Below are 12,701 nucleotides of genomic sequence, written 5' to 3' on the forward strand. Positions count from 1 at the left end.
CCCTTATTCTGCCGCCTCCGCCTGAATGAACCCGCCCGACTGGCGGTGCCAGAACCGGGCATAAAGCCCGCCACGTTCCAACAGTGCCTCATGTGTACCGCTTTCGACGATATGCCCATGATCCAGAACAATGATCCGGTCCATCTCGCTGAGCGTGGAGAGACGGTGCGCGATCGCCAGAACCGTTTTACCCTGCATCACCCGGTGCAGCGCGGCCTGAATCGAGGCCTCGACCTCGGAATCCAGCGCCGAGGTCGCCTCGTCCAGAACCAATATCGGCGCGTCTTTCAGGATGGCACGGGCCAAAGCGATCCTCTGCCGTTGTCCGCCGCTGAGTTTCACACCCCGCTCACCCAGATGCGCATCATAGCCCTTACGCCCCTGCGCATCCTCAAGCCCCAGGATGAATTCATGCGCCTCGGCCTTGGTCGCGGCCTCAATCAATTCAGCCTCAGTCGAGTCAGGACGGCCATAGAGGATGTTCTCGCGCGCCGAGCGGTTGAACATAGCAGTTTCCTGCGTAACCATCCCGATCTGTTGGCGCAGACTGTCCTGTGTCACTTGAGAGACATCCTGCCCGTCAATTGAAATGACGCCATTTTCCCCGTCATAGAGCCTAAGCAGCAGTGAAACCAAAGTGGATTTCCCCGCACCTGAGGCCCCGACAATGCCCAGCTTCTCACCCGGAGCTGCGGTGAAATGCAGGTCAGACACGCCGCCCACATCGCGGCCATAGGCAAAACTGACATGGTCAAAGGCGATCTCACCTTCCGAGACCACAAGCGGAGTCGCATTCAGGGCATCTTCGACCCGGTCGCGCTTGGTCAGGGTATGCATCCCGTTCTCGATCTCGCCAACATTGGCGTATAGACCCATCAACGTGAAGCTGACCCAGCCGGTCATTTGTGAGATACGGATCGCCACGGCACCAGCCGCTACGATATCCCCGGCAGACGCGCCGCCCACCCGCCAAAGCCACAGCGTCGCACCGATCAGCAGGACTGGCAGAACCCCGGCTAGCGTCATCAGGATGAACCGGAAACTGGCCGACAACTTGCCGAATTCCAGCGACCGTTCTCGCAGGTCGACCATAGAGTTGCGCGCAGCGTGGTCTTCGAATTCCGAATGAGCGAACAGTTTGACCGTCTTGATATTTGTAATCGTGTCGACCACTTGCCCCGACACCATCGCCCGTGCTCCAGCACGCGCGGCAGAGCGCACCCGAATGCGTGGAAGATACCAGCGCACCAGCAGTAAGTAGACAACCAACCAAGCGGCGAACGGGACCATCACAAGCGGATGAATAGACCCTAACAAAAGCAATGACCCCGCAAGCGAGGCCAAGGCGAACACAATCGCGCTGATGGTTTCGGACACCACCTGCGTCATCGCATTTGAGGTTTGCATCTGTTTTTGGGCAATCCGCCCGGCGAAATCATCGTCGAAATAGGTCACCGATTGACCCAGCGTCCAGCGGTTCAGCTTGGCTAATACCAGTGGTGTGATGTTGGGCATGACGATGTAGTTATTCGCGATCGATGACAGCCCAAACAGCGCGGGACGCAACAGCATGAAGAATGCGACAGCACCCAAAATGATCGCGAGGTTGCCGCCGGTCAAAAACGCGTCGGGCCCGCTGGTTGTAGTCAGATCGATAACCCGCCCCAAGACCCAGGCGGTGCCGGCCTCCATAGCGCCTGCGATTGCCGAGAACGCAGCAGCGACGAATAGCATCGGCCAGGCGCCGGACAGGCTCCAGCGAATGAACGCCCCCAGCGTTTGCGGCGGGGGCGTTTCGATGTCTTTGAACGGTTGGATGAGGTCGGCAATCCTCATTCAGCGGCCTCCGGGTTCAGGAAGCCCCCAGATTGCCGCGCCCAGAACTGGGCGTAAAGCCCTCCTTGCGCCAGCAATTCGGAATGGCCGCCCTGTTCGACGATGCGACCACCATCCATCACCAGAATGCGGTCCATCTGCGCAATCGTGCTGAGCCGGTGCGCAATGGCGATCACGGTCTTGCCTTGCATCATGCCGTAGAGTGTTTCCTGTATCGAAGCTTCGACTTCGGAATCTAGGGCGGATGTCGCCTCATCCAACAGCAAAATCGGTGCATCTTTAAGGATCACACGCGCCAGCGTCACCCGCTGCCTCTGACCGCCAGACAGTTTCACACCCCGCTCGCCAACATGCGCATCATAACCGGTGCGCCCTTCCGGGTCCCGCAGATCGAGGATGAACTCATGCGCTTCGGCCTGTTTTGCGGCGGCGATCATCTGATCCTCGGTCGCATCAGGTCGGCCATAAAGAATATTAGCCCGCACCGAGCGGTGCAGCAGAGCGTTGTCTTGCTGAACCATCCCGATATGGCTGCGCAAACTGTCCTGCGTGACCTTCGAAATATCCTGACCATCAATCAGTATCGCACCCTGTTCAACATCGTAAAACCGCAAAAGTAGCTTTACTAGAGTCGATTTTCCTGCCCCCGACCGACCGATCAGTCCGATTTTTTCACCTGGTTTGATCGTCAGATTGACGTGATCCAGCCCACCGGCTTCGCGGCCATAATGGTGTGAAAGATCGCGGATTTCGATTTGGCCATTGCCCAGACGCAAGGGCTGCGCATCAGACTCGTCCAACAAATCGATGGGTTGCGCGATGGTTTGCATACCCTCAGCAACGATGCCGAGTTCCCGGAAGAAGCTGGTCAACGCCCACATGATCCATCCGGTCATGGCATTCAGCCGCAGCGTCAACGCAGTGGCGGCGGCCACCACACCGACCGTAGCGCTACCTTGCGCCCAAAGCAGGATCGCCCAGCCAACAACACCCACGATCAGCACACCGTTCAACGCAACCAGTGCGGCATCCATAATGGTGAAAATCCGCATCTCGATCTGGAATGTGCGGCGGGTTTCTGCAATCGCCTCGCGCGCATAATCCTGTTCCTGCGTGTCATGGGCAAACATCTTGATGGAGTGAATGTTGGTATAGCTGTCCACCACGCGCCCCGTTACGGTCGAACGCGCATCAGACGCGGCTTGCGACGCGGGTCCTACCCGCTTGACGGTCCACCGAACCAAAGCGCCATAAAACACCAGCCAAATCAATAACGGCAGCAACAGGCGCGGATCAGCCGCCATCAGCAGAATGGCCGCGCCGATCATGTAGGCAATCGAGAAAGAGATCGCGTCAAAGACCTGAAACACAACCTCGCCCGCAGCGGGCGGGGTCTGAACAACCCGGTTGGCGATGCGGCCGGCAAAGTCATTCTCGAACCAACCCACCGATTGTCGCAGAACATGTTTGTGCGCCCGCCAACGGATCAGCGTGCCAAAGTTCGGCAGGATCGTGTTGTTGAGCAACAAGACGTCAACCAGCTGCAGAATGGGACGAATGAACAGAATCAGCGCGGCGACCACGATCAGCTCTGTCCCATGCGCCTGCCAAAATTCAGCGGGTGAACTTCCCAGCAGATCCACAACGCGGCCCATATAAAAGATCAGTCCGACCTCGACCGCAGCAACCATCACGGACATCAGTGCGGCCAGCACGAAAACGCGTTTGAAAGGCTGCGAATAGCCCAACATGAAAGGCCACAGCCGCGTAGGTGGGGTATTTACCTGTTCATAGGCGACAAAAGGGTCAATGAGGTTTTCGAAGTAGCGAAACATAGAGAGTGCTCCGATTGAGCAAAAAATAGGTCATGCGAAGAAAGATGGCGCCAGAACACCACCCCTACGGGTCAAAGTGTTCCGGGCTTTAGCCGAACCAGATCCCGTAATACATTCGCATTCCTCCCTCCATATGAGTCAGGCGCACCCTGCCAAATCAAATCGGGTTTGTCATCCCCTTTTGAGACTTCAATTTATTCCGCCAGCAATTCTTCGCGGCTGAGCGTGAAATCCGACGCGATCCACCGCGCCTCAAGCTCGGCCAGTTTTTTGCCCAGCGCGGGACCCGAGAAGGCTGGGATCAAATCCGACGCCTTAATCGGGAAACTGGCTGCGGCCCCATGTTGCAATGCTTGGCTCAGGTCTTCTGACCATGGCTGTTCAAGAAATGCGTGGCGCAAAAGCGTCTCGTGCAAACCGCCCTCCGAGCCATAGCGGTAACCCAGTTCCGCGACGCTGGTCATCGCCATCGCTTCGTCGCGCATCCGGGTCAGTCTTTGCAGTTGCGCACGGCTGAGGCGCAGGGTTTTTGCGACTTCAGGCGGTGCAATCGCGGCCAAACGGCGAATCGCTTCGGGCGTGGCTTGGGCGTCTTGTTCCAGCTGGATCAGGATCGCCAGAGCCCGGTAATCTGCCCCGGGCAAAAGCTGCGCCAAAACACCGGTGCTGTGCATGGCGGCAACCGACGGCGCGGGGTCAGGCGCAGCGAGAAGTTTCAGCATCTCAGCCCCGACCCTTTCGCGGGAAAGTGTCTCTAACCCGTCCAAATTCGCAGCAATCGCATCCAGCGCATCGGGGTCGAAGCCCTGGTCTGCATCACCATACCAAGCGTGAAAGCGGAAGTATCTGAGCGACCGCAGGTAGTCTTCGCGGATGCGATCACTGGCCTCCCCGATGAAGCGCACGCGACGCGCCTGCAGATCCGGCAAACCGTTCAACGGATCAAGGATCGTGCCGTCAGGTTTGGCGTAGAGCGCGTTCATGGTGAAATCACGACGCGCGGCGTCTTCTTCGACCTTGTCGGAAAAGGCCACAACCGCACGTCGGCCATCCGTTTCGACATCACGGCGGAACGTCGTGACCTCATGAGGAATACCCTTGCTGACGACGGTTACCGTGCCATGTTCGATCCCAGTCGGGATTGGTTTCAGTCCAGCCTTCTGCGCCAGTTCCATAACCCGCTCGGGCTTTGCATCCGTGGCAATATCGATGTCTGAAACCGGTGCGTGCAGCAGAGCATTGCGCACACAACCACCGACGAAAAGCGCCTGCGCCCCGCCGTTAGTCAGTGCGGCGCACACATCTTGCGTAGCTCGTTCGGTTAACCAGTCTTCCGTGATCCGCTTCATTCACTCATCCGCGCTGCCAGTCCCCGCAGCATCCGCGCCGTTGCTCCCCAGATGTAGTAGGGGCCATAGGGTACAGCATAGTAATACCGTCTTTGGCCGCGCCAACGGCGCGACTCGACGACATAATTCTTTGGGTTCAAGACATGCGCAAGCGGAACTGAGAAGACCTCATCCACTTCGCCCGGTTCGGCGATGGTTTCGAAGCTGGCTTCAAGGATCGCAACAACAGGCGTTACCGAAAAGGAGGTTACGGTTTCATGGGTTGGCAGATGGCCCAGAATGCTCGGCAATTCGGGTGGCAGACCGATTTCTTCTCGGGCTTCGCGTAAGGCGGTGGCCGTGACATCCGTGTCACCTTCATCCTGTTTTCCACCTGGAAAGGCAATCTGGCCTGGGTGGTGCTTCAACGCCGAAGAGCGCTTGGTCAGGATCAACTGTGGCACATCGCCGACTATGGAAACAGGCACTAACACACCGGCAGGGCGCAGTTTGCGCCCCGCAGGCAGCACCGTCTCCGGGTTCAGATCAAAGTCACTGGACCCATCGCCATCACGACCCAGAGCCGCTGTCAGTTCCGAGATCAGATCACGCGCCATCCGGACCTTCGGCCTCGAACCCAACAGTTGTTGGGTCCAGCACGTAATGTGCGCCGCAGAACTGGCAGTCGGCCGTTACAGTGCCCTGATCGGTCGTCATCTTCTCGATATCCTGCGCCGAATAGATCGACAGACTTTGCCGCACGCGATCTTCGGAACAGGTGCAGCCAAACTGCACTTGCTGCGCATCGAATACACGGGGCTGTTCCTCGTGAAACAGACGCACCAGCAGGTCGGTCGGAGCGATCACCGGCCCGATCAATTCCAGATCATCCACGGTGTCGAGCAAGATGTTGACGCGACCCCAGTTTTCACCTTCTTCGCCATCCACAAGGTCAGAGGCGGTCAGGATCTCTCCGTTGCCCTCCCCCGACGCGGCAAAGGGCGAGGCCTTGGGCATGTGCTGCAACATAATCCCGCCTGCGCGCCAGTGTTCCCCGACACCGGGCTCGGTCGATTTGCCGAAGCTCAGTGAAAACCTGGTTGGCAGCTGTTCAGACTGTGCAAAGTAAGCCTCGGCACAGGCGCTCAGCGATCCACCGGCCAATGGCGTGATGCCTTGGTAGGGCTGCGTGCCCTCGCCCTGATCGATCATGATGGCGAAATAGCCCTCACCCACCTGATCGAAGGGGGCAGCATCGGTCAGCCGGTCACGATCAAAGCTGGCGTAGGCACGGATCTGCGCGGGCTCACCTTCGACCTGCGGCGCGTAGTAATCGGTTGCGATCATCCGTACGGCGCCCTTGGACTGCACCTGCAAAGACAGCTTCCAGCGCAGCGATACTGTCTGCCCGATCAAAGCGGTCAGCAGGGCCATCTCGGCCACCAGCGCCTCGACCACCTCAGGGTAGTCGTGCTGTTTCAGGATGCCGTCCAACACACCGTCCAGCCGCGCCACACGGCCACGCATGTCGGGTATATCGAGTTGAAAGGGCAGGACCGAGTCGTCCCACGCGATTTTGGTTCCAATGGACATGGGGTTTCCTTAAGCGCCACAGGTTGGCATACCGCCACCATATAGGTTGAACAGTTTTGGTTGAAAGGGGCCTTACATGATCAGACGGTTCGGTGAAAGCCCCGAGGCAGATCGTAAATACACCCGGCGTGTCGGCGTATATGCTCTGCTGCCTCAAGGCAACCGATTGTTGCTAACCTGTCAGCTGGAACCTGGCCCCGATCTTCAGCTGCCAGGCGGTGGCATCGATCCCGGGGAATCACCCATTACGGCGCTTCACCGTGAGGTTTACGAAGAAACCGGTTGGCTGATCGCCGCACCCCGGCGTGTGGGTGCGTTTCGGCGATACACCTACATGCCGGAATACGACCTGTGGGCTGAGAAAGTCTGCCTGATCTACCGCGCCCACCCAGTCCGTCGCCTAGGCCCTCCGACCGAAGACATTCATGAGGCCATTTGGATGGAGACCGCAGATGCCGTTCATCTGTTAGGCAATGAGGGCGACGCCCATTTCGCCCAGCGCCACCTGCATGGGCTCTAAGGTCCGTTATATTCGAAAAACACGGCAGAGACGTCATCGGTCATGCCGCTGTCTGGCGACATCACCTGACTGAGTCGCCAAAACATATCCTCGAGGAATTCCGGCCCTCCGTTATCTTCAGCGCACTCGACAGCCATTGACCTAAGACCGTCTTCGTCCAGCAAACTGCCATCGTCGAGCTGACATTCCGTAAATCCGTCCGAGTACAACAGCAGCTTGTCGCCCGGCTGCATATAGGTTTCGGTTTGCTGAAACTGTGCTTCCGGCAGCAGACCAATTGGCAACCCACCTTCGCCCAAAAACTCGGTTTTGCCATCATGGCGCATCAGCAGCGGATGCGGGTGACCTGCCTGCACCATTTTCAGATGTCCGTTGCGAAGATCAACGATGGCATAAACCATCGTAAAATACTCTTCGATCCCGGTGTCGGCGATCAGACGGGAGTTGAGCAGAGACGCGACCTCTTCGGGCGGTAGCAAGGCGTAGAATTTGCTGAACCGGCGTTCCATCGCGATGTTCTGGTCGAAATGTGTACTGGACAGATACCCGCCCAGACGAGCCGTCATCATCGCGGATGTGATGCCATGGCCTGAGACATCGATACTATAGAACCCCAGCCGATTAACACCGGGTGAGAACATTCCAACAAGATCGCCGCCGATATGCCCACAGGGTTTCAAAAGCAGACTAACCTGAGATTTACCGAAGGTTCCCTTCAACTCTGGCACCAGCGATTCCTGAATCTTTCGCGCCTGCATCAGATCTTTGTCGATCGCGTCGTGCGCAAGTTTGAGTTCATTCAACGCCGTTTCGATCAGTTGGTTTTTTCGCGACAATTCCCGTTGCATGTCGAGAATGCGTGCGCCCGCCGAGATGCGCGCTCGCAGCTCATCCGCCTCGAGCGGTTTGATCAGGAAATCATCCGCCCCGGCATCCAGCCCTCGCGCGACCACCTGCTTTTCGCTTTTTGAGGTCAGAAGAATGAAATAGCTATATTGCTCGCTATCCAGGTTTCGGAACGCGCTGCAGAACTCTAGCCCGCCCATACCCGGCATGACCCAGTCGCTGAGAACCAGATCGGGTGTATCGATTGCGCAATGTTCAATCGCAGCCTCGCCGCTATCGGCCTCAAGAACTTCGAACCCCCACTTCTTCAGCGAGGCAACCAGAATGCGCCGCTGCAGTCGGCTATCGTCTACAACAAGAACCTTACGGATCGCGCCAAAATCCAGCTCGACCCGGGCCTCTACTTGACTGGCATCCGGCACCATGAAGTCCCTGTACTTGCTCAACTCTCCAGTTGTCGCAACGCTACGCCGGTCAGCTTAACATCCTATGAAACTCAAATGACCACGATTTAACCCCACGTTTACCGGCAGCGGTCTACCAATATGCAACTGCAAGAGGGTGGCATGATTCAGTGGTCCAGAGTCAGACAGTTACGTGATGAGGTCGGCGCAGAAGAATTCGACGAGGTTGTCGAGATCTTTCTAGACGAGGTTCAGGAGGTCATCTGCAAGCTGCGTGATGATACCACCCGATCCGAAATCGAGCAGAACCTGCATTTCCTGAAAGGTAGCGCACTGAGCCTTGGCTTTGATTGCTTCTCAAAACTGTGCCAGGACGGTGAGCGCCGCGCAGCCGCAGGTGAAAGTACGGCTGTTGATTTATCGGCGATTATCGCGGCCTATGACGAGTCGAAAACACTGTTTCAGGCCGGTCTGGCCGACAACCTGCGCTAGATCACAAACTGCGCCAGCGTCTCGTCTTCGGTGATGTCCGTATATGTAAACCCGGCCTCATCCAGGTGCGCGAACAGCCGCATGAAATTCTCGGGCTTACGGGTTTCGATCCCGATCAGGACCGAACCAAAGTTGCGCGCCGATTTCTTCATGTATTCGAACCGTGCGATATCGTCTTCGGGCCCCAGAATACTTAGGAATTCCTTCAAAGCACCGGGGCGCTGCGGCAAGCGTAAGATGAAGTATTTCTTGACCCCGGAATAACGCTGCGCGCGCTCTTTGACTTCAGGTAAACGCTCGAAATCGAAATTCCCACCCGAGGTGACACAGACCACCGTCTTGCCACGTACAAAGCTTTGCACGTCACCCACGGCCTCAACCGCCAATGCACCGGCAGGTTCCAGAACGATGCCCTCGACATTCAGCATCTCGATCATGGTGGTACAGATGCGGTCTTCGGACAAAGTCAGCACATCCGACAGATGACGCGATTTCAGCAATTCAAAGGGTTTCTCACCAATCCGGCCTACTGCTGCGCCATCTACAAAGGTATCCACATGATCCAGCACCACCGGGTGCCCCGCTGCCAGCGCCGCGCGCAAACACGCCCCGCCCGCCGGTTCCACGAACAGGCAATGCGCCCGGTCCCCGAACCAGGTCGCCACGCCTGAGGACATGCCGCCGCCGCCAACCGGCAGCAGCACATGATCCGGCAAGCGGCCCAGCTGTTCTTCGATCTCAACCGCCAACGAGGCCTGCCCCTCGATCACGTCTTCATCGTCGAACGGAGACAAGAAATGCCCACCCTGCTCTGCACACCAGGATTGAGCGGCGGACAAAGTATCGTCGAAATAGTCACCGGTCAGATGTATCTCGATATTGTCACTACCAAAGATACGGGTTTTCTGTATCTTCTGCTGCGGCGTTGTCACCGGCATGAAGATCACACCCTTCACGCCCAGATGCTTGCACATATAGGCCACGCCCTGCGCGTGATTGCCTGCGCTGGCACAAACGAATAGCTCCTGCCCCTGCTGCTTGCGCATCGCATTGAATGCGCCGCGGATCTTGTAGGACCGCACCGGGCTGAGGTCTTCGCGCTTGAGCCAGATATCCGCGCCATAACGGTCGGACAGATGGGCATTCCGCTGTAGAGGCGTTGCTGGAAAAACAGAGCGCATCGCCTGTTCGGCAGCACGGGCACGGGTCATGAAATTGGTCATGTCGATTTCCCTGCCCGATCACCGCTGAAAGGGCAAGGAATACATATGTGTACGGGCTCAGGACAACTCGCGTTTCTCGACGAACACACCATAGATCGTCGTCAGAATGCTGACATTGATCAATGGGACGATCAGCATGCTCGCAAACAAGACAACGAAGATACCGATGATCGGGACGAACAGCAGCAGTGACGCTAGTAGCTGAAGCAACAATTGGAAGAGGATGGACAAGACGACCAGAAGTGCAATTGCTCCGCTTGCGCCAGAGGTCGCCTGCCAAGCTTCAGACAGCTTTAGCGGTTTTCCGATCGCTGCGGCGGGCAAAATCGCGGAGGCCCGATAGAAACCGATGGTGAGAAAGATAATCAAGCCCAGCCAAACCAGAATTCCTAGCACTGCAGAGGCTTGCGCCACCATGCTCATGATCAACGTCCCCGGTATCATGATGATAAGAGCGATTAGGCCGAGCATCAGGAGACGCCCGAAATAGGCGAGCACACGGTCGAACCTGAAAGGCGGAACCAAACCGCTTGGATATTCCTCAAGAAGAACAAAGCGGTGCCACGACACGACAATCCACAGCATGACCCCAAATATAACGGCCATAAAGCAAAGCAGAAATCCGGTGAAGGATGCCGCCGTTACACCGTCAGGGAAGCCAGTGGTTTCACTGTTAAATTCTTCAAACGGGATGCCGAACAGAAAGAACAAGCCAATGGCTAAGAAGCCGCCAATCAACGCTGGTACCACAGAAATCTGCAATGCCTGTGTCAGATTCCTAAGAACCATTCTCACCGAATGCACGAATATCTCTAATCCCAGCATAAAAACCGCCCTCTCAACTATTCCTTGTTCTCTAACGGACCGTTTCACCTCAATTCCCGCCCTGCGTCAATCCACACAGCTTGCCCCCGCGTCCAAAACCCGCTAGGGGCCAGTCGTTCTACGCATAAAGGGAAGTCAGATGTCCGCGCCCAAGAAAGTTGTTCTGGCCTATTCCGGTGGCCTTGATACCTCGATCATTCTGAAATGGCTGCAGACCGAGTATGGCTGTGAGGTCGTGACCTTTACCGCCGATCTGGGTCAGGGCGAGGAGCTTGAGCCCGCCCGCAAAAAGGCAGAGTTGCTTGGGATCAAGCCCGAGAACATCTATATCGAGGACATCCGAGAAGAGTTCGTGCGCGACTTCGTCTTCCCCATGTTCCGCGCCAACGCGGTTTATGAAGGTCTATACCTGCTCGGTACGTCCATCGCGCGACCTCTGATCTCGAAACGTCTGGTTGAGATTGCTGAGGCGACCGGTGCTGATGCCGTTGCCCATGGCGCGACCGGCAAGGGCAACGATCAGGTGCGGTTCGAACTGGCGGCTTACGCGCTGAACCCCGACATCAAGGTTATTGCTCCATGGCGCGAGTGGGACCTGACCAGCCGCACCCGTCTGCTGGAATTTGCCGAGGCGAACCAAATTCCGATTGCCAAGGACAAACGCGGCGAGGCGCCCTTCTCGGTCGATGCCAACCTGCTGCACACCTCGTCCGAGGGTAAGGTTCTGGAAGACCCCGCCGATATGGCACCCGACTATGTCTATCAGCGCACGGTCCACCCCGAGGATGCGCCGAATGAGCCGGAATTCATCGAGATCGGCTTTGAAAAAGGCGACGCGGTCAGCATCAATGGTGAGGCGATGAGCCCCGCAACCATCCTGACCAAGCTGAACGAATATGGCGGCAAGCACGGTATTGGCCGTCTCGATCTGGTCGAAGGACGCTTCGTTGGCATGAAATCGCGCGGTATTTACGAAACCCCCGGCGGCACCATCCTGCTGGAAGCGCATCGTGGCATCGAATCCATCACCATGGACCGGGGTGCGATGCACCTGAAGGACCAGCTGATGCCGCAATATGCCGAGCTGATCTATAACGGCTTCTGGTACAGCCCTGAGCGTGAGATGCTGCAGGCCGCCATCGACAAGTCGCAAGAACATGTCACCGGCACTGTGCGCGTAAAGCTGTACAAAGGTTTGGCCTCGACCGTGGGCCGCTGGTCGGATCACTCGCTCTATTCCGAAGCACACGTGACCTTTGAGGAAGACGCCGGCGCATACGATCAGAAAGACGCAGCAGGATTCATCCAGCTGAACGCACTGCGCCTGAAACTCTTGGCGGCGCGTGACAAACGACTGAACAAGTAAGCAATCAGAATTCGAAAAACGGCCCCGGTGCCCTATAAGGCGCCGGGGTTTTTCTTTGCACGGTTCCCGTCAGGTCAGGCTTGCGCGGATCAGGTGTTTTTCTTTACGCACACGTCAGCCAAAGAAGGACAGATCATGCTGCAAGACATCGCCGACGGAATTCAGAAAGGTCTGAATGGCAAGGGCTTTGACGGATCACTGAAATTCGATTGCGGTAAGGATGGCGTGATTGTTCTGGCCGACAACACTGCCTCAACCAAAGATCGCGAGACCGATTGCACCATTCGCATCTCGCGCGAGAACTTGACCAAACTGCTGACCGGCAAGCTGAACCCGATGACCGGGGTTGCTTTGGGCAAGCTGAAGATCTCGGGCAATATGAGTGTGGCGATGAAACTGGGGCAGTTGCTGGGCTGATAAACTCGTCTCACCA

At 57.1% G+C, this 12,701-nt stretch carries 12 protein-coding genes; 4 read left to right on the forward strand and 8 right to left on the reverse strand.

Annotated features, from left to right (window positions below):
* Positions 1–3: 3 nt before the first annotated feature.
* The 5 genes from ACRZ91_RS14335 to hslO all read right to left on the reverse strand — a co-directional run bounded on the left by ACRZ91_RS14335 (position 4) and on the right by hslO (position 6,592).
* Positions 4–1,836: an ABC transporter ATP-binding protein gene (locus ACRZ91_RS14335; protein ID WP_480906482.1), complete on the reverse strand. Its 1,833-nt coding sequence runs from the start codon at positions 1,834–1,836 to the stop codon at positions 4–6.
* Entirely contained in the window at positions 1,833–3,671 is a 1,839-nt protein-coding gene (locus tag ACRZ91_RS14340; RefSeq protein WP_480906485.1) for an ABC transporter ATP-binding protein, read from the reverse strand. The genes ACRZ91_RS14335 and ACRZ91_RS14340 overlap by 4 nt, the downstream gene beginning before the upstream one ends.
* Positions 3,672–3,865: 194 nt before the next feature.
* Positions 3,866–5,020, reverse strand: coding sequence for a CCA tRNA nucleotidyltransferase (locus ACRZ91_RS14345; protein WP_480906488.1), 1,155 nt, complete (start codon positions 5,018–5,020; stop codon positions 3,866–3,868).
* A complete protein-coding gene (locus tag ACRZ91_RS14350) occupies positions 5,017–5,616 on the reverse strand; it encodes a CoA pyrophosphatase (RefSeq protein WP_480906491.1) in 600 nt (199 codons plus the stop codon). Before ACRZ91_RS14350 ends, ACRZ91_RS14345 begins: the two co-directional genes overlap by 4 nt.
* The gene (gene hslO, locus ACRZ91_RS14355; RefSeq protein ID WP_480906494.1) at positions 5,606–6,592 is read right to left on the reverse strand and encodes an Hsp33 family molecular chaperone HslO; all 987 of its coding nucleotides are present in this window, start codon (positions 6,590–6,592) and stop codon (positions 5,606–5,608) included. The genes ACRZ91_RS14350 and hslO overlap by 11 nt, the downstream gene beginning before the upstream one ends.
* Before the next feature lie 76 nt (positions 6,593–6,668).
* Here hslO and ACRZ91_RS14360 point away from each other — a divergent pair, with 76 nt between their 5' ends.
* Positions 6,669–7,112, forward strand: coding sequence for an NUDIX hydrolase (locus ACRZ91_RS14360; protein ID WP_170542563.1), 444 nt, complete (start codon positions 6,669–6,671; stop codon positions 7,110–7,112).
* On the opposite strand, the gene ACRZ91_RS14365 is transcribed toward ACRZ91_RS14360, so the two are convergent.
* Positions 7,109–8,383, reverse strand: a complete 1,275-nt coding sequence (locus tag ACRZ91_RS14365) for a PP2C family protein-serine/threonine phosphatase (RefSeq protein ID WP_480906622.1) — start codon at positions 8,381–8,383, stop codon at positions 7,109–7,111. The two genes, ACRZ91_RS14360 and ACRZ91_RS14365, sit on opposite strands and share 4 nt — an antisense overlap.
* A 141-nt stretch (positions 8,384–8,524) precedes the next feature.
* On the opposite strand from ACRZ91_RS14365, the gene ACRZ91_RS14370 reads away from it, so the two are divergent.
* Positions 8,525–8,854 carry an Hpt domain-containing protein gene (locus tag ACRZ91_RS14370; protein WP_480906498.1) on the forward strand — a complete coding sequence of 110 codons (330 nt, stop codon included), beginning with the start codon at positions 8,525–8,527 and terminating at the stop codon, positions 8,852–8,854.
* Here ACRZ91_RS14370 and ilvA read toward each other — a convergent pair.
* Positions 8,851–10,077, reverse strand: coding sequence for a threonine ammonia-lyase IlvA (ilvA, locus tag ACRZ91_RS14375; RefSeq protein WP_480906501.1), 1,227 nt, complete (start codon positions 10,075–10,077; stop codon positions 8,851–8,853). The genes ACRZ91_RS14370 and ilvA overlap by 4 nt on opposite strands.
* Positions 10,078–10,134: 57 nt before the next feature.
* The gene (locus tag ACRZ91_RS14380; RefSeq protein ID WP_480906504.1) at positions 10,135–10,902 is read right to left on the reverse strand and encodes a hypothetical protein; all 768 of its coding nucleotides are present in this window, start codon (positions 10,900–10,902) and stop codon (positions 10,135–10,137) included.
* Between the two features lie 139 nt (positions 10,903–11,041).
* Between ACRZ91_RS14380 and ACRZ91_RS14385 the strand changes: the two genes are divergently transcribed.
* Both ACRZ91_RS14385 and ACRZ91_RS14390 read left to right on the forward strand, forming a co-directional pair.
* Positions 11,042–12,268 carry an argininosuccinate synthase gene (locus ACRZ91_RS14385; protein ID WP_170471079.1) on the forward strand — a complete coding sequence of 409 codons (1,227 nt, stop codon included), beginning with the start codon at positions 11,042–11,044 and terminating at the stop codon, positions 12,266–12,268.
* A 135-nt stretch (positions 12,269–12,403) separates the two neighbouring features.
* Positions 12,404–12,685, forward strand: coding sequence for an SCP2 sterol-binding domain-containing protein (locus tag ACRZ91_RS14390; protein WP_170542555.1), 282 nt, complete (start codon positions 12,404–12,406; stop codon positions 12,683–12,685).
* Positions 12,686–12,701: the final 16 nt, after the last annotated feature.

This window comes from Ruegeria sp. O11, assembly GCF_056535285.1.